The organism is Sulfitobacter sp. G5_S2_6_S6 (assembly GCF_054968505.1).
In genome coordinates this window covers 229803-246606 of the sequence record NZ_JBQKUI010000001.1, presented here as the reverse complement: position 1 = coordinate 246606, position 16804 = coordinate 229803, and the positions used below count along the sequence as shown (strand labels likewise).

Sequence of the window (16804 nt, the reverse complement as noted above, 5' to 3'; positions counted from 1 at the left end):
ATCTTATGTCCGACCCGGTCCAGCGCCCCCGTTCATTTCAGGAAATCATCCTCGCCCTACAGTCCTATTGGGCACGTCAGGGCTGTGCGGTCCTGCAACCCTACGACATGGAAGTCGGTGCGGGTACGTTCCACCCGGCAACGACCCTGCGCGCGCTTGGCACCAACCCTTGGGCCGCCGCCTATGTGCAGCCCTCGCGCCGTCCGACCGACGGGCGCTATGGGGAAAACCCCAACCGTCTGCAGCATTACTACCAGTTTCAGGCACTGATCAAACCCAGCCCGCCCAACCTGCAAGAGCTCTACCTCGGATCGCTTGAGGCGATCGGGATTGATATGGCGCTGCATGACATCCGCTTTGTCGAGGATGACTGGGAAAGCCCCACTTTGGGCGCATGGGGACTGGGCTGGGAAGTCTGGTGTGACGGCATGGAAGTGTCGCAGTTCACCTATTTCCAGCAGGTCGGCGGCCATGATTGCCACCCTGTGTCGGGAGAGTTGACCTACGGGCTCGAGCGTTTGGCGATGTATGTTCTGGGCGTCGATCACGTGATGGACATGCCCTTTAACAGCCCCGACGCGCCGATCCCGCTGACCTATGGTGATGTGTTCAAACAGACCGAGGAAGAATACGCCCGCTGGAACTTTGATGTCGCCAATACCGACGTGCTGCTGGACCACTTTGTCGAGGCCGAGAACGAGTGCAAGGCGATCCTTGCGCAAGACGCCGTGGACCCCAAGACCGGCAAGCGCATCGTGATGGCGCACCCCGCCTATGACCAATGCATCAAGGCGAGCCATATTTTCAACCTGCTGGACGCACGCGGTGTCATCTCGGTGACAGAGCGTCAGGCCTATATCGGGCGGGTACGCACCCTTGCCAAAGCCTGCGCCGACGCCTTTGTTCAGACACGGGCCGGCGGTTGGTCGGAAAACGCGGCATGAACGGTAAAATTGTAGGAGGCGTCATCTTGGTTGCAGCAGCCATTGCGGGTCTCGCGCTTTATTATCTACAGGTCTACGGCTATTATCACGAGGCACCGGCACCGGATGAGGGCGTCTCGCTGGTGTCGATCTCGAGCAATGCGTCCGAGCCGATCCTGACCGACAATTTCCGCGCCATCGACGCTGACAGCTCGCCCATCCGCTACCGCGCATGTTTCGACACCTCGCTTAGCCTCGCCATGCTGTCCGAAACCTATGTCGTCAGCGACGAGGTCACGCCGCGCAATGCTCCGGGTTGGTTCGACTGTTTCGACGCCAAAGCCATCGCAGAAGAGATCGAGGCAGGCACGGCGCTGACCTTTCTGGGGCAGAAGAACGTGCATTTCGGCGTTGACCGTATCGTTGCGATCACTTCGGACGGGCGCGGCTATGTCTGGCACGAGCTGAACGATTGTGGCGACAAAGCCTATGATGGCACCGTCGTGGGCGAAGCTTGCCCGGAACGCCCCGCCGACTGATCCGCCCCGGATCGACCGGCCCTTTGACATAAGCGCTGTTTGCGCGACACATATTTAACCGCACCCAAGCGACACGCGGCCCCGAAAGGTACGAACCCATGCCCGACCTCCTGATAGAGCTTTTCTCGGAAGAAATTCCCGCCCGCATGCAGGCGCGCGCGGCGGATGATCTAAAGAAACTGGTGACGAACGGTCTGGTGGATGCGGGGCTGACCTATGCCTCTGCCGCGGCCTTTTCGACGCCGCGTCGTCTGACCCTGACGATCGAGGGGATGCTGGACGCCAGCCCGTCGCTGGTCGAGGAACGCAAAGGCCCCAAGGCCGACGCGCCGGAAAAAGCCATCGAAGGGTTTCTGCGCGGTGCGGGGCTGACCCGCGACCAGCTGGAAGAGCGCGACACGCCCAAGGGCAAGATCCTGTTTGCCATGATCAACAAGCCGGGCCGCCCCGCAGCCGAGATCGTGGCAGAAGTGCTGGAAACCACCATTCGCAATTTCCCTTGGCCCAAATCCATGCGGTGGGGCAGTGGCAGCTTGCGGTGGGTGCGCCCGTTGCACTCGATCCTGTGTATCCTGTCAGCCGAGGATGGCGCGCAGACCGTGCCCTTGACCATCGACGGGATCACCGCAGGCGACACCACGCGCGGGCACCGCTTTTTGGCCCCCGATACAATTACCGTCAGCAGCTTTGACGATTACAGCGCCAAGCTGAAACGCGCCTTTGTCGTGCTCGACCCGGCAGAGCGGCGCGATACGATCTGGAACGACGCGACCAATATGGCCTTTGCCAACGGGCTTGAGGTGGTCGAGGATGCGGGGCTGCTGGCCGAGGTCGCAGGGCTGGTGGAATATCCCGTCGTGCTGATGGGGCAGATTGGCGATGATTTCCTTGGCCTGCCGCCCGAGGTGCTGCAAACCTCGATGAAAGAGCACCAGAAGTTCTTTTCCGTGCGCAACCCCAAGTCGGGCCGCATCGAACGCTTTGTCACCGTCGCCAACCGCACCACCGCCGACGATGGCGCGACCATTCTGGCGGGCAATGAAAAAGTGCTCTCTGCGCGCCTGTCGGATGCTAAATTCTTCTGGGAAAACGATCTGCGCATCGCGCAATCGGATGCGGGGATGCAGACCTGGGTGGACCGTCTGTCCAACGTGACCTTCCACAACAAGCTGGGCACACAGGCAGAGCTGATCTCGCGCATGGAAGCACTGGCTGGGGAGCTCGCCCCGATGGTCGGGGCCGACGCAGAAGAGGCCCGTGCCGCCGCCCGTTTCGCCAAGGCCGATCTGTCGTCCGAAATGGTCTATGAATTCCCCGAACTTCAGGGGCTTATGGGCAGCTACTATGCCAAAGCCGCCGGCAAGTCCGAAGCTATCGCCGCCGCCGCCCAAGACCACTATGCGCCGCTGGGGCCATCCGACGACGTGCCAACCGCGCCCGTGTCCATCGCCGTGGCGCTGGCAGAGAAAATCGACAAGCTGACCGGCTTCTGGGCGATCGACGAAAAACCGACCGGAAGCAAAGACCCGTTCGCGCTGCGTCGCGCGGCCTTGGGCGTCATTCGGATTTTGGTTGAGAATGATGTGTCAATGAAACTGCGTGACACCATCCTTGAGCATTTGTCTCAAGCCCCTGCACCGGCTGCCGGAAGCGCCGAAGAGACGGCAGAAAACCTCCTCTCCTTCCTCCACGACCGCCTGAAGGTCTACCTCAAAGACCAAGGCGTCCGTCATGACATCATCGACGCTTGCATCAGTTCTTCTGATGGCGCACCTGCTGGTGCGACGGACGGCAACGACGACCTGACCCTGCTTGTCAAACGCGCGAAGGCGCTGAGCGAGACGCTGAAAACCGATGACGGGGAAAACCTGATCCAGGGGTTCAAGCGCGCCAACAATATCCTGAGCCAGGCCGAGGACGCGGATGGGGTGGAATACTCTTTCGGGGCGGATATCAAATTTGCCGAGACGGTAGAAGAGCGCGCGTTGTTTGCCGCCCTTGATACCGCAGAGGCGCAGATCAAACCGGCGATGGAGGCACAGGATTTCGGCACAGCCATGTCCGCGATGGCGTCCTTGCGCGGCCCGATTGATGCGTTCTTTGATGCGGTGCAGGTGAACGCGGACAATGCGACGGTCCGGCGCAACCGGTTGAACCTGCTCAGCCGTATCCGCACGATCTGTAGCTCGGTCGCGGATCTGACGAAAATCGACGGGTAACGCAGCAGACCCGACACGTGGGCAAGGCGATCACGCCTTGCCACACCACGGCGAAAGCCTATGCTGCGCAGGAACCAAAAGGTGCCGCAGTGCAGAAAACCGCCATGACAACCCTTGTGACCCAAACCGCCCCCATCGCGAATGATACGCATGGGGGGCGTGCGAAATGTCTGCAACGTCTGGTCCGTCTTGATCTGCCGGTGCCGCGCACCGTGGCGCTGCCCTTCGATGTCGTGCTCGAGATCGCGCAGGGGCAGATCCCCGATCTGCAAGCGGTCGCCGATGAATTCCCCCAAGACGCGCTGCTATGCGTGCGCCCCTCTAGCCAGGACCCGGATTGGGGCGGGCCGGGGGCGGTGATGAACATCGGCATGAACGATGACCGCTATGCCGACTATTGCGAACGCATGGGCGAGGGGCCCGCATCGGCGCTTTATACCCGTTTCGTGCAATCCTATGCCGTCAATGTGGCGCGTTTGGACCCCGATATGTTCGACGACGTCGAAGGCGATGGGCGCGAGGCGCTGCTGCAATCCCTGCGGGCCTACGAGCTTGAGACCGAAGAAAGCTTCCCCCAGGACCGTGTGACCCAGTTGACCGCCGTGCTCAGTTCCATGGCGCGGGCGTGGGAGGGCACCTCGGCGCGGCTGTTGCGCCAGGCCAAGGGGGCGCCTGCAGATGCGGGGCTGGGCCTGATCGTGCAGCAGATGGTGTTCGGTGTGGGCACGGGAATTTGCGGCTCGGGCGTGTTGCAACTGGTGGACAGCACCACCGGCTTGCCACAGATCACCGGGCGGTACCTGAGCCAGTCGCAGGGGCGCGACGCCTTGCAGGACACCGCCGATGCGCTTTACCTGACGCGCGATCCACGCGGACCGTCGCTTGAGGAACACGCCCCCGAAGCTTTCGAGATGCTCAAACAGCACGCGGCGCTGATGCGGGTCCGGCTGCGCGCCGAGATGCAGGTGGAATTTGTCATCTCTGACGGAGAGTTGTTTATCCTTGATGGCGTGCGCGTGTCGCGGTCCTCGCGGGCGGCGGTGCGGATCGCAGTGGCGCTGGCGGACGAAGGGATCATCCCCCGCGAAGAGGCGCTGATGCGTGTCCAGCCCCGCACCCTGACAGAGCTGTTGCACCGGCAGGTTGACCCACGGGTGAAACGCGATGTGATCGGGCGCGGCATTGCCGCCAGCCCCGGTGCCGCCACCGGCCGGATCGTGTTCAACGCGAATGACGCGCAAGCCAGTGCCGCACGGGGCGAGAAATGTATTCTGGTGCGCCGCGAAACCTCGCCCGAGGATATTCGGGGGATGCATGCCGCCCAAGCCGTGCTGACCGAACGCGGTGGCATCACCAGCCACGCCGCGGTGATCGGGCGGGGCATGGGCTTGCCCTGCGTCGTTGGTGCCTCGTCGATGCGGTTCGATCTCGTCAAGGGGGTGATCACGGCCCCTGACGGGCGGATGTTCAAGGCAGGCGATGAAATCACCCTCGACGGCACCTCGGGAGAGGTGCTGTGCGGGGCCGCGGATATGCTTGAGCCGCTGCTGGACGCGACCTTCCAAAAGCTCATGTCCTGGGCCGAAGACGCTGCCGACATCGGGATACGTGCCAACGCCGACACCCCGGCCGACGCACAAACCGCGCGCAATTTCGACGCGCAGGGGATCGGGCTGTGCCGGACAGAGCATATGTTCTTTGACCCCAGCCGCCTGACCGTGATGCGCGAGATGATCTTTGCCGATACCAGCGAAGGCCGTCGCGCCGTGCTAGAGCGGTTGCTGCCAATGCAACGCGATGATTTCATTCAGCTTTTCCGCATCATGCAGGGTCAGCCGGTGTGCATCCGTCTGTTCGATCCGCCCTTGCACGAATTCCTGCCCTCGACCCGAACCGGTCAACGCGATCTGGCCGAGGCGCTGGATTTGCCGCTGTCCAACGTGACCCGCCGGATCGAGGCGATGACCGAATATAACCCGATGCTCGGCCTGCGCGGCGTGCGTCTTGGCGTGACGGTGCCCGAAATCTACGAGATGCAGGCCCGCGCGATCTTCGAGGCCACGATCGAAGCCAGCCGCGACGGCGACCCCGTGGTGCCCGAGATCATGATCCCGCTTGTGTCGGCCAAACGCGAGGTTGAGCTGATCAAAGCCAGCGTCGACAAAATCGCAACGGCGGTGAAATCCGAACGCGGCGCGAGCTTTACCTACCGTTTGGGCGTGATGGTCGAAACGCCCCGTGCCGCCCTGCGCGCCGGAGAGATTTCGCCCCATTGTTCCTTCCTCAGCTTCGGGACAAACGACCTGACGCAGATGACCTATGGGTTGAGCCGAGATGACGCGGGACGGTTCATGTCGACCTACGTGCAGCAGGGCGTTTTCCCCGAAGATCCGTTCCATATGCTGGACCGTGATGGCGTCGGAGAGCTGCTTCAGCTTGGTGCCGCGCGGGGGCGGGAAGCACAACCTGGGATTACCTTGTCGATCTGCGGAGAGCACGGCGGCAACCCCGAATCGATTGCTTTTTGCCGTGCAGCGGGTTTCGACTACGTTTCTTGCTCACCTTTCCGTGTTCCGGTGGCCAGATTGGCGGCGGCACAGCTCGCAATCGCGGACAAGATCGGGTAGTTTTGCGCGGCTGATCGCCTAGATGTTGTTTTTCTGTGCGGGTTCCCGCGCAGGCGGTTTCGGCAGGGTTTACGCTTGGTGCCAGTTTGGGTAGGGGGCGCTGTCCGAAACTACTTGCGAGGCGCTCAATGCGTTCTTTTCAGAAATTCTCGTCCTGCGCCCTGCTGGCGCTGTCTTTGCTTGCTCCTGCCGTGGCGTCCGCCAGCCCGCAACAGGCCAAAGCACTGGCTGACATCGAAGCCAAAGGGCTACGCTCTGTCGGGTCGGAACGTCTGGAAAGCATGATCGCATCGAACAACGCAAGCGAGGTGGAGTTCACCCGCGCATGGCTGGCTGAACAGCCGAAAGCATCGGGCGGCGAACAATGGCGCTGTCTGGCAGAGGCGCTGTACTTTGAAGCGCGCGGTGAGACGGTCAAGGGCCAGTTCGCGGTGGCCGAAGTGATCATGAACCGTGTGAAATCCGCGCAGTTTCCCGGGTCTTTGTGCAGCGTGATCAATCAGGGAACAGGTCGCAAATACCAGTGTCAGTTCACCTACACCTGCGACGGCAATGCCGAAGTGATCGCCGAACCGCGCGCCTATGCGCAGGTCGGCAAGGTCGCGCGGGCGGTGCTGGACGGCAAGGCACCATCGCTGACAGGGGGGGCGACGTATTATCATACCACCGCCGTAAGCCCTCGTTGGTCGCGCGTCTTTACCCGCACCACCAAGATCGGCGTGCATATGTTCTATCGTGACGGCGTTCAGACCGCGTCGAACTAAGCGGCGTTTCTGTCGTCTTTGATGGCTGGCCAGCCGTGTCTGGCTTTGGTACATCCGCGCAAACGGTCTAGGATCGTTTGCGAGTGAGACAAGCAAAGGCCCAAACCCATGACAAGTGACACGCGGCTTGCCTTTGCGCACCCGTCCGAACGCGCTGCTGCGACGGCGGGGCCTGAACCTCTGGACCGGATTTCCCTGCGCGATCATATCGTTGAGGTCGAGATCGGTGCCTTCCAGGCCGAACGTGGTGTAACGCAGCGCATCTGTTTCAATGTCGTCGTCGAGGTGCAGCCGCTGACCGGCCCCGTCGACGACGATGTGGACCGTATCCTGTCCTACGACCGCGTGACCGAGGCCATCGCCTACGAGCTGTCGGACGAACGGCTGAACCTGCTCGAGACGCTGGCCGAACGGGTCGCGGATCGTATCCTGCTGGAACGGCAGGCGATGCGGGTGTTTGTGCGCATCGAAAAGCTGGACCGTGGCCCCGGTGCTTTGGGCGTCGAGATCGTGCGCGCCCGTGATGATACCCCCGACAGTCAGGCCGAGGCGCGCGAGGTGCCACACCCCGAGCTGGTCTATCTGAGCAATGATGCCATCGCCTCGCCGCATCTGGCGGGGTGGCTGGACCAGTTGCACCAGATGGGGCGGCCCCTGATCCTATGTGTCGGCGCATCGGACACCGCCGCGCCGCAGGTCGGGCATAAAATGGCGCAGCGTCGCATTGATCTGCTGGCGATTGAACAGAACGCTTGGGTGCTGGCCGCAAAGGATGATCGCTGCGTTGTGGTGGCGACGCGGACAGAGCTGGATTGGGCAATGAAGAACGGCCAGACGAGCGTTTGGGCCCCGTCGAAGATCGTGCTTGATAGTGTGGATACCCCGTCGGCGCAGCCGCGCGATGCAGTGGCCTTGGCCGCGTGGTTCGCCGCCAGCTTCGACGCGACAGAGATGTTGGTGATCGGGGCGGACCTGCCGGCTGACGCCTCTGTTCCGCTGCGCGCCGTAGCGGTGGACCAGGGCAGGCTGTGAGACATGACCGATTACTTTCGACCTCTCGTCCAGATCGGCCCCGCGCGGCCTGATACTGCGGTGTCTCTCGCGGGGGGGTGGGGCTGGTTCACCCATGCCGAGGTCTTGTCGCGTCGCACGCCGGCCCGTGTTGTGCCCGCGGCCGATATCCCGGCAAGCGTGATGGCACGGCTGACCGCGCCCCGTCCCACGATGGCAGGGCTGACGCTGGACCGCCCGCGCATCATGGGCATTCTGAACACGACGCCCGATAGTTTCTCGGACGGGGGGCAGCATAATGCCGTACCCGATGCGCTGCGCGTCGCACAAGAGATGGTGGCCGCCGGCGCGGATATTCTGGACATTGGCGGCGAGTCCACGCGCCCCGGCGCGGATTTTGTGCACGTCTCCGAAGAGATCACGCGCACCGCTCCCGTCATCGCCGCGCTGCGGGGGGCGGGGCTGCACACGCCGATCTCCATCGATACCCGCAAGGCCGCCGTGGCCGAGGCCGCGGTCAACGCTGGTGGCAATCTGGTAAACGACGTCTCGGGCTTCACCTTTGATCCCGCGCTTGGGCCCCTGTGTCAAAAACTGGCGCTGCCGGTTTGCGTTATGCATGCCCAAGGCGATCCCGCGACCATGCATCTGGACCCACAGTATGATAACGTGCTGCTTGATGTTTTTGACGCGCTGGAGCGGCAGATCAGCATCCTAGAGGCATCAGGCATCCCGCGGGGGGCCATTCTGGCGGACCCGGGCATCGGGTTTGGCAAGACGCAGGATCACAATCTGGCTCTGCTGGCGCGGCTGAGCCTGTTTCACGCTTTGGGGACGCCTATCCTGCTAGGCGTGTCGCGCAAACGGTTCATCGGAACGATCGGCAACGCGCCGCAGGCTCAGGACCGCGCGCCGGGGTCGATCGCCGTGGCGCTTGCAGGATTGGCGCAGGGTGTGCAAATGATCCGTGTGCATGACGTTGACGACACCCGCCAAGCGGTCGCTCTGTGGCATGCCGCATATTTTGGGAGCATTTTATGACAAAATTATTTGGAACAGACGGTATTCGCGGAAAGGCCAATGTGCATCCGATGACAGCCGAGGTCGCCCTGAAAATCGGGGCCGCTGTGGGGCGCTATTTCAGCGCGGGTCGTGACGGTGTGCACCGTGTGGTGATTGGTAAGGACACGCGGTTGTCGGGCTATATGTTCGAAAACGCGCTGACGGCGGGGCTGACGTCCTCGGGGATGAATGTGCTGCTGCTGGGGCCGGTGCCTACGCCTGCGGTCGGGCTGCTGACGCGGTCGATGCGGGCTGATCTGGGGGTCATGATCTCGGCCAGCCACAATCCGGCGACGGACAATGGCATAAAGTTCTTCGGCCCCGACGGGTTCAAGTTGAGCGACGCTGTGGAGGCAGAGATCGAGGCGTTGATCGAAGGCGGTGTGGAGTTGAACCCCGCCGACAAGATCGGCCGTGCCAAGCGGATCGATGACGGGCGGTTCCGCTATGTCGAGCGGGTGAAGTCATCGTTCCCGCGCCAGATGCGTCTGGACGGGCTGAAGGTCGTGATCGACTGCGCCAATGGGGCCGCACACCGCGTCGCACCCGAAACCCTATGGGAACTGGGGGCCGAGGTGATCGAGATTGGCGTGTCGCCGAACGGTTTCAATATCAACGAGAATTGTGGCTCGACCCACCCCGAACGCGCCGCAGCGGCGGTGGTAGAGCACGGTGCCCATGTGGGCATTTGCCTGGATGGCGACGCGGACCGCGTGATCCTGATTGACGAAACCGGAAAGGTCGGTGACGGGGATCAATTCATGGCCCTTATGGCGTCCCGTTGGGCGGCCGAAGACCGGCTGGCCAATGGCGCCCTAGTTGCCACCGTGATGAGTAACCTTGGCCTTGAACACTTCTTGCAGGGCAAGGGGCTACGGCTTGAGCGGACGTCCGTGGGCGACCGCTATGTGGTCGAGCGGATGCGCGAAGGCGGCTTCAATCTGGGCGGCGAGCAATCGGGCCATATCGTCATGACCGACCACGCCACCACGGGTGACGGTCTGATGGCGGGGCTGCAGTTTCTGGCAGAGATGATCCGGTCGGAGAAGACCTCCTCCGAGCTGCTGAACAACTTTGAACCCGTGCCGCAACTGCTTAAGAACGTAAGGTTTTCTGCCGGTCAGGTGCCGTTGGAAGACGCGCAGGTGCAAGGGGCCATCGCACAGGCCGAAGCCGATCTGGCTGGTCAGGGGCGTTTGCTGATCCGCAAATCCGGTACCGAGCCGCTGGTGCGTGTGATGGCAGAACATGAAGACGCGCAGCTGATGGAACGCGCTGTCGATTCTGTGGTGGATGCGGTCACGGCGGCTGTCGCACCTTAAGCTGATCGCAGGGCTGCTGGCGGGGATGTCCTGCGCAGCGGCCCTGCCTTGCCCTCGCGGGACGCGCCGCCTGCGGTGGCTGTGGGATGCCTTCGGCGAGGATTTAGAGCCATTTGGAAGCTAGGCGCGCGTGCGGGTGAACAGCCGGCGGAACGCGCCATATTGGCTGAGCGCGACGCCCGAGAGGATCAGCACCATCGCGTAGAGCAGGGATGGCGGCAGCGGTTCGTTCAGCAAGAGCGCACCGAGGCAGACGGACCAGACGGGGACTTGGTAGTTCACCAGTGACATAAACACCGGGCCAGCACTGCGGATCACCAGCACGCGCAGGAAATTCGCGGCGGCGGTGGGGATCAGGCCCAGAAACGCCAGCGCCGCGAAGATGGACGGCGAGGGGCGGGGCGGCAGACCTTCGATGATGATTGCCATGGGAACGGTGATGCAGGTGGCAATGATCAGCAGGATGGTCGCAAGGCCGATCGCGTCCACCGCGGGCAGGCGGCGCATGATGATCGAGCTGGTGGCGTAGCACCCCGCCGCACCCAGGCAGGCCAGACGGCCTTGGGTTTCAAGCGCGGTGCCAGTGCTTTCAAAGGCTTGCGCGCCGATCAGGATGACAACGCCGACAAAGCCCAGGGCAAACCCGATCACCTTGCGCGGGCTCATCGCTTCGCCCGGAACGAAGAAATGCGCGAGCGGCAGGATGATCAGCGCCGTCGCGGCCATGGTCACCCCCGCGAATCCCGAGGTGACATATTGCTGACCCCATGCGAGCAGGCTGAACGGCACGGCAGAGCTGGCGGCACCGATAAAGATCACGGCCGCGATGTCGCCGCGGGTGGGGGATTGGGTAAAGAGCCGAAACCCGCGCAGAGCCCAGATTACCACCATCACGGTGGCCGCGAACCCGACACGTGTGGCCGCGATCCAGAAGGGTGGCATTTCAGTCAAAGCGATTTCGGTCACCAGAAACGTGCCTCCCCAGATGAAGGCAAGCAGCAGGATCATCAGCCAGCTGGATTTGGTGATCTGGGGCGCGTCCGGCATGACATATCCTGTGGGAACTCTCGGCCCGCCAGATGTGACAGCCGGTTGCGCAAAAGAAAAGGCCCGGTGCAGAACCGGGCCTTTCCACATCGCTGCAATGGCGATCAGTTCTTGGATTTGTCGACCATCTTGCCGGCAGAGATCCAGGGCATCATTTCGCGCAGCTTGCCGCCGACGACTTCGATCTGATGTTCGTCATTGGCGCGACGCGAGGATTTCAGCGTGGGCTGACCGACGGAGTTTTCCAGCATGAAGTCACGCACGAATTTGCCCGACTGGATGTCGCTGAGAACGGCTTTCATGCGCGCTTTGGTCTCGTCGTAGGGCAGGATGCGCGGGCCGGAGACGTATTGGCCGTATTCCGCTGTGTTCGAGATCGAGTAGTCCATGTTGGCGATGCCGCCTTCATAGATCAGGTCAACGATCAGCTTGGTTTCGTGCAGACATTCGAAATAGGCCATTTCGGGCTCGTAGCCGGCTTCGACCAGTGTTTCAAAGCCACAGCGGATCAGTTCAACGATACCGCCGCACAGAACAGCCTGTTCGCCGAACAGATCGGTTTCACATTCTTCGCGGAAGTTGGTTTCGATGATGCCGGAACGGCCGCCACCGATGGCGGAGCAGTAGGACAGGCCGATTTCCAGCGCTTTGCCGGTGGCATCGGTGTCTACCGCAACCAGGCAAGGCACGCCGCCGCCTTTGGTGTATTCGCCGCGCACAGTGTGGCCCGGGCCTTTGGGGGCCATCATGATCACATCAACGCCGGGTTTGGGTTCGATCAGGCCAAAGTGGACGTTCAGGCCGTGGGCGAATGCGATTGCAGCGCCTTCGCGGATGTTATCGTGCACGTATTTCTTGTAGGTTTCAGCCTGCAATTCGTCGGGCATGGTGAACATGATCACATCGGCCCAAGCCGCAGCTTCGGCGATTTCCATGACTTTCAGGCCTTCGCCTTCGGCTTTCGCTTTCGAAGCGGAGCCTTCGCGCAGCGCAACGACGAGGTTTTTCGCACCGGAATCACGCAGGTTCAGCGCGTGGGCGTGGCCCTGGGAGCCATAGCCGAGGATGGCGACTTTCTTGTCCTTGATCAGGTTCACATCGCAGTCACGGTCGTAATAAACGCGCATTGGGGCGTCCTTTCGGGTTCGTTGAAATCTAGGGAGACCATATCGAAGCTGCTGCGAGATACTATTGCGGAATTGTGAGTTTATTTGGAAAAATGAAGATGGTAATGCGCGGTATGCAGTAAAAATGGAAAAATCATGCTTGATGATATGGATCGACGACTTCTGCGCCACTGGCAAGCGGATGCGGGGTTGTCGCCGGCGGAGTTGGCCGACCTTACGGGGCTGACAGCGGGTAAGGTGTCGCGGCGGATCACGCGCATGCAGGAAGCCGGTATCGTTCAGGGGGTGGCGGCTGTCGTCGATTGGGCGGCATTGGGCTACACGGTCGAAGTGTCCTTGCGCATCACTTTGGACAAGACACAGGGCAATGCCTTTGACCGCTTTCTTGAAGAGGCACGCCAACTGCCTGAGGTGATCGAGCTCCAGACCTTTCTGGGGCGGGTGGATGTGCGCCTATCGGTAATAGCGCGGGATATGGCGCATTATCAGCAGATTTACCGGGAGGGTATTCTGACCTTGCCGCATATTGCCGATATCGAGGCGCTGATGCATGTGGCGCGGATCAAGTCAGAGGAGGCGTTGCCGCTATGATCACGCTCGATGAGGTGGACCACCGGCTGATCCGGTCGCTTGCGCGCGATGCCACACAAAGCGCCGGTGCCCTGGGGCGTCATCTGGGGCTGTCGCAGCCTGCCACTTGGCGTCGGATCAAACGGTTGGAGGAGGCAGGCATCCTGCGCGGCAAGAGGCTGCGCTTGAACCGCGAGGCATTGGGGTTCGGCGTCACCGTCTTTCTCGGCGTCAAGCTTGCGACCAAAGGGCGGGTTAGCCTGGAGGATTTCGAACGCGCCGTCAGTGCTATCCCCGAGGTCCAAACAGTGGAGCATGTTCTAGGGCTATATGACTACCGTTTACGGGTTGTTGCGCGGGATCTGGCGGATTTCGAACGGGTGCTGCGGCGGCGGATCATGACCCTGCCGGGGGCGGGGGCCGTCGAGGCAAATGTGCTTCTAAGCGAGGAACGACTGACCGGACCATTGGGCCTGTGACTTTACCACGCGAGGGGCTATGTTCGCGCGAAACCATCAGGAGGATATCATGCCCGCTTTGCTAAATTCAGTTGACCCGGAAGGGCTTGAAGAGTTTTCGGTCGTGTTCACCGACCGGTCCTTGAACCATATGAGCGCCGTGTTCCAAGAGGTCATGCGCGACATCAGCACTCTGCTTAAGGACGTATACAAGGCCGATGCCGTGGCTGTCGTCCCCGGGGGCGGGACCTATGGGATGGAGGCGGTCGCCCGCCAGTTCGCACGGGGGGCCGAGGTGCTGGTCGTGCGCAACGGCTGGTTCTCCTATCGGTGGAGCCAGATCATCGAGAGCGGCGATCTGACCGGCAATGCCAACGTCATGAAGGCGCAGATGCAGGGCAACAGCACGCCCGCGCCGTTCGCCCCAAGCCCGATTGATGACGTCGTCAAGGCCATCGAGACGCATAAGCCGCAGGTGGTTTTCGCACCTCATGTGGAGACCAGTGCGGGGGTGATCCTGCCCGATGACTATATCAAGCAGATGGCAGAAGCGGCCCATGCCGTCGGCGCGCTGGTGGTGCTGGATTGCATCGCGTCGGGCTGCGCATGGGTGGATATGAAGGCGCTTGGCGTCGACGTATTGCTCTCTGCGCCGCAAAAAGGCTGGAGCGCTTCGCCCTCTGCCGGGCTGGTCATGATGTCGGATCGCGCGGTTGCACGCATGGGAGAGACAACATCGGACAGTTTTGCCATCGATCTAGCCAAGTGGCATAGCATTATGAAAGCCTATGAAGATGGCGGCCACGCCTATCACGCGACCATGCCGACCGATGCGCTACGTCAATTCCGCGATACCATGCTTGAGACGAAATCCTACGGCTTTGACCGTCTGAAAGAGGCGCAGTGGCGTCTGGGGGATTCCGTGCGCAAGATGCTGGCGGAGAGGGGCGTTACCTCTGTCGCGGCGGAAGGTTTTGGCGCGCCGGGGGTGGTGGTGAGCTATACTGCGGATCCCTCCGTGCAAAACGGCAAGGCCTTTGCTGCCGAAGGGATGCAGATCGCCGCTGGCGTGCCCTTGATGTGTGACGAGCCGGAGGATTTCCAGACCTTCCGTCTGGGGCTGTTCGGTCTGGATAAGCTTTACGACGTCGATGCCACGCTGGCGCGGTTGGCAGCCGTGGTCGATAAGGTACTGTAAATAAAGGCGCGCGGCAGGTCAGCCCTGCCGCATGCCCAAGCCCATCTCCATCAACATGCGCCGTACGGGGGGCAGGGCATATAGCGCGCTGAGCCCTTTGGCACGGGCATCGCGGGCCAGTGGCGTTGTCGCCTGACTGGCGCGGTTCAAGAGGTCGATGCCGCGCAAGCGCAGCTGAATATCGCCAAAACGCGCCTTGTGGTAGGCGTCCAGCATGTGCTGGCTGCCCAGATCAGCGCCGTGCTTTTGCGCCAGTTCCAGCAGCGTTGCGATGTCTTGCAGCGACATGTTCAACCCCTGCGCGCCGATGGGGGGCATCACATGGGCGGCTTCTGCAATCAGGGCGACGCGTTCGGCAGAGAGACGCGCGGCATGCTGGCTGATGATCGGCCAGATCGCCCGTTCGGAGGCCAGCGTCAACGGGCCGAGCACATGGGCACTGCGGTCGGTCGCGGCTTGGGAAAACGCATCTGCGTCAAGCGCCATCCGCGCAAGGCAGGACGCGCCGTCATCCATCCACACCACGGCAGAGCAGGGCAGACCGTCGCGATCGGGCAGGGGTACAAGGGTGAAGGGGCCCCCGCTGCGGTGCACCTCGGTCGACACGTTTTCATGCGGGATCGGGTGTGTCACGGCAAAGGCAAGCGCCTTTTGGCCATAGCTTTGGCGGGTAACCTCAATGCCGGCGGCGTCGCGCATGGGGCTGTCGCGCCCGTCTGCGGCAATCACGAGCTTTGTCGAAATTTTCGTGCCATCGCTGAGGCTTACGCGTGCGCCGGTGGTGCGGGTGAACAAGCTGGTGGTTGCGGTGCCGGGGCGGAAATCGACGTTCGGCAAAGCCTCTAGCCGCTCCAGAAGCGCACGCCTTAGCAGCCAGTTCGGGAAGTTCCAGCCGAACGGTTGGTCCGAGATATCGGCAGCATCAAAAGCGCGGCTGGTCACCGGTGCATCGCCGTCACCGCCCGCATCCACAATACGCATCACCTGCAACGGTGCGGCATGTTCTTCCAGATGGGCCCAGATGCCCGCTGCCTCAAGCACGCGGCGCGCCGGTTGCAGCATCGCAGTAGAGCGCATGTCGGCCCCTTTCGCCGCACCATCGGTGACGGGGGGCGTGGGGTCGACGCAGACCACGTTGAAACCCGCGGTGCCGAAAGCCGCTGCCGCCGTCAAACCGGCAATGCCGCCGCCCGAAATCAAGATATCACATGCCATAGTCATGCCCGTCAGTTAGCCCGTGATCTGTGCAAGAAAAGCCGAAAGATCATCGGTGTGGAAATGGATATGCGGCGCGGGGGCGGGGTGCTCGGCCACATGGACGGTGCCCATCCCCATGTCATGCGGGGCGATTAGGTTGCGGGGGTCGTCCTCGAACATCACGGCGTTGGTTGGGGTCAATGCGTCGGCGGCAAATATCAGGTCGTAGGCCGCGCGTTCGGGTTTGGGTAAAAATGACGCGTGTTCAACGCCGTAGATGGCATCGAACAGGCCCGAAAGCCCCCGTGCGGCAATGACTTTTTCGGCGTAGGGGGCAGTGCCGTTGGTATAGATGATCCGGCGCCCCGGCAGGGCGGCGATCCGCGCGGCAAGCAGGGGATCCGGGATCAGCGCGTCAAAGGAGATCTCGTGCACCTCGTGCAGATAGGGGCCGGGATCAAGGTCGTGTTCGCGCATCAGCCCGGCCAGCGTGGTGCCATAGGTCTGCCAGTAATGTCTGCGCAGATAATCCGCGCGCTGCTCATCGACGTTCAAGGCGGTCATCACCCAGTGCGTCATCCGCTGTTCAATCTGGTCAAACAGGCGGGCGGATGGCGGGTATAATGTGTTATCAAGGTCAAAGACCCAAGTATTCACATGAGAAAAAGAGGTGTGTGGCATGGGGACTTGCTACGCTGACCAGATGATCTGCGCAAGATCACGGGGTTGCGCAATTGGAC

15 protein-coding genes are annotated in these 16804 nt (G+C 62.0%); 11 read left to right on the top strand and 4 right to left on the bottom strand.

The features are described from left to right. The first annotated feature begins 5 nt into the window (after positions 1-5). The 8 genes from ACTRWK_RS01090 (at position 6) to glmM (ending at position 10467) form a co-directional block, all read left to right on the top strand. Positions 6-944 (top strand): glycine--tRNA ligase subunit alpha, encoded by a 939-nt coding sequence (locus ACTRWK_RS01090; RefSeq protein ID WP_005854198.1) that lies wholly within the window; start codon positions 6-8, stop codon positions 942-944. Beyond that, complete coding sequence (locus ACTRWK_RS01085) at positions 941-1462, top strand: DUF6446 family protein (RefSeq protein ID WP_064215613.1); 522 nt, start codon at positions 941-943, stop codon at positions 1460-1462. Before ACTRWK_RS01090 ends, ACTRWK_RS01085 begins: the two co-directional genes overlap by 4 nt. Positions 1463-1560: 98 nt before the next feature. After that, positions 1561-3681, top strand: a complete 2121-nt coding sequence (glyS, locus tag ACTRWK_RS01080) for a glycine--tRNA ligase subunit beta (protein ID WP_289081266.1) — start codon at positions 1561-1563, stop codon at positions 3679-3681. A 104-nt stretch (positions 3682-3785) separates the two neighbouring features. Next, the gene (locus ACTRWK_RS01075) at positions 3786-6308 is read left to right on the top strand and encodes a putative PEP-binding protein (protein WP_180829350.1); all 2523 of its coding nucleotides are present in this window, start codon (positions 3786-3788) and stop codon (positions 6306-6308) included. A 128-nt stretch (positions 6309-6436) separates the two neighbouring features. Next, positions 6437-7072 (top strand): cell wall hydrolase, encoded by a 636-nt coding sequence (locus ACTRWK_RS01070; protein WP_037944544.1) that lies wholly within the window; start codon positions 6437-6439, stop codon positions 7070-7072. A gap of 108 nt (positions 7073-7180) precedes the next feature. Then, on the top strand, positions 7181-8104 hold the full coding sequence (locus ACTRWK_RS01065) for a dihydroneopterin aldolase (protein ID WP_037944543.1): 924 nt from the start codon (positions 7181-7183) through the stop codon (positions 8102-8104). Between the two features lie 3 nt (positions 8105-8107). Continuing rightward, positions 8108-9124 carry a dihydropteroate synthase gene (gene folP, locus ACTRWK_RS01060; RefSeq protein WP_289081267.1) on the top strand — a complete coding sequence of 339 codons (1017 nt, stop codon included), beginning with the start codon at positions 8108-8110 and terminating at the stop codon, positions 9122-9124. Further along, a complete protein-coding gene (gene glmM, locus ACTRWK_RS01055) occupies positions 9121-10467 on the top strand; it encodes a phosphoglucosamine mutase (RefSeq protein WP_037944541.1) in 1347 nt (448 codons plus the stop codon). The genes folP and glmM overlap by 4 nt, the downstream gene beginning before the upstream one ends. A 120-nt stretch (positions 10468-10587) precedes the next feature. Here glmM and ACTRWK_RS01050 read toward each other — a convergent pair whose 3' ends face one another. Together ACTRWK_RS01050 and ilvC are read right to left on the bottom strand one after the other, a co-directional pair. Then, the gene (locus tag ACTRWK_RS01050; protein WP_037944540.1) at positions 10588-11514 is read right to left on the bottom strand and encodes a DMT family transporter; all 927 of its coding nucleotides are present in this window, start codon (positions 11512-11514) and stop codon (positions 10588-10590) included. 104 nt (positions 11515-11618) lie between these two features. Continuing rightward, positions 11619-12641 (bottom strand): ketol-acid reductoisomerase, encoded by a 1023-nt coding sequence (gene ilvC, locus ACTRWK_RS01045; protein ID WP_009824953.1) that lies wholly within the window; start codon positions 12639-12641, stop codon positions 11619-11621. A gap of 135 nt (positions 12642-12776) precedes the next feature. Between ilvC and ACTRWK_RS01040 the strand changes: the two genes are divergently transcribed. The 3 genes from ACTRWK_RS01040 to ACTRWK_RS01030 are packed head-to-tail and all read left to right on the top strand — an operon-like array spanning position 12777 to position 14867. Further along, complete coding sequence (locus ACTRWK_RS01040) at positions 12777-13232, top strand: Lrp/AsnC family transcriptional regulator (protein WP_037944539.1); 456 nt, start codon at positions 12777-12779, stop codon at positions 13230-13232. Beyond that, positions 13229-13690: an Lrp/AsnC family transcriptional regulator gene (locus ACTRWK_RS01035; RefSeq protein ID WP_005854186.1), complete on the top strand. Its 462-nt coding sequence runs from the start codon at positions 13229-13231 to the stop codon at positions 13688-13690. The genes ACTRWK_RS01040 and ACTRWK_RS01035 overlap by 4 nt, the downstream gene beginning before the upstream one ends. 49 nt (positions 13691-13739) lie before the next feature. Further along, positions 13740-14867: an aminotransferase class V-fold PLP-dependent enzyme gene (locus tag ACTRWK_RS01030; protein WP_289081268.1), complete on the top strand. Its 1128-nt coding sequence runs from the start codon at positions 13740-13742 to the stop codon at positions 14865-14867. An 18-nt stretch (positions 14868-14885) separates the two neighbouring features. On the opposite strand, the gene ACTRWK_RS01025 is transcribed toward ACTRWK_RS01030, so the two are convergent. Next, positions 14886-16088, bottom strand: coding sequence for a UbiH/UbiF family hydroxylase (locus tag ACTRWK_RS01025; RefSeq protein ID WP_289081269.1), 1203 nt, complete (start codon positions 16086-16088; stop codon positions 14886-14888). 9 nt (positions 16089-16097) lie between these two features. After that, entirely contained in the window at positions 16098-16745 is a 648-nt protein-coding gene (locus ACTRWK_RS01020; protein ID WP_340269635.1) for a pyrimidine 5'-nucleotidase, read from the bottom strand. Positions 16746-16804: the final 59 nt, after the last annotated feature.

Coding starts and splice junctions, on each gene's coding strand:
- ACTRWK_RS01090 (WP_005854198.1), top strand. CDS start 6: ATGTCCGACCCGGTCCAGCGCCCCCGTTCATTTCAGGAAATCATCCTC.
- ACTRWK_RS01085 (WP_064215613.1), top strand. CDS start 941: ATGAACGGTAAAATTGTAGGAGGCGTCATCTTGGTTGCAGCAGCCATT.
- glyS (WP_289081266.1), top strand. CDS start 1,561: ATGCCCGACCTCCTGATAGAGCTTTTCTCGGAAGAAATTCCCGCCCGC.
- ACTRWK_RS01075 (WP_180829350.1), top strand. CDS start 3,786: ATGACAACCCTTGTGACCCAAACCGCCCCCATCGCGAATGATACGCAT.
- ACTRWK_RS01070 (WP_037944544.1), top strand. CDS start 6,437: ATGCGTTCTTTTCAGAAATTCTCGTCCTGCGCCCTGCTGGCGCTGTCT.
- ACTRWK_RS01065 (WP_037944543.1), top strand. CDS start 7,181: ATGACAAGTGACACGCGGCTTGCCTTTGCGCACCCGTCCGAACGCGCT.
- folP (WP_289081267.1), top strand. CDS start 8,108: ATGACCGATTACTTTCGACCTCTCGTCCAGATCGGCCCCGCGCGGCCT.
- glmM (WP_037944541.1), top strand. CDS start 9,121: ATGACAAAATTATTTGGAACAGACGGTATTCGCGGAAAGGCCAATGTG.
- ACTRWK_RS01050 (WP_037944540.1), bottom strand. CDS start 11,514: ATGCCGGACGCGCCCCAGATCACCAAATCCAGCTGGCTGATGATCCTG.
- ilvC (WP_009824953.1), bottom strand. CDS start 12,641: ATGCGCGTTTATTACGACCGTGACTGCGATGTGAACCTGATCAAGGAC.
- ACTRWK_RS01040 (WP_037944539.1), top strand. CDS start 12,777: ATGCTTGATGATATGGATCGACGACTTCTGCGCCACTGGCAAGCGGAT.
- ACTRWK_RS01035 (WP_005854186.1), top strand. CDS start 13,229: ATGATCACGCTCGATGAGGTGGACCACCGGCTGATCCGGTCGCTTGCG.
- ACTRWK_RS01030 (WP_289081268.1), top strand. CDS start 13,740: ATGCCCGCTTTGCTAAATTCAGTTGACCCGGAAGGGCTTGAAGAGTTT.
- ACTRWK_RS01025 (WP_289081269.1), bottom strand. CDS start 16,088: ATGACTATGGCATGTGATATCTTGATTTCGGGCGGCGGCATTGCCGGT.
- ACTRWK_RS01020 (WP_340269635.1), bottom strand. CDS start 16,745: ATGCCACACACCTCTTTTTCTCATGTGAATACTTGGGTCTTTGACCTT.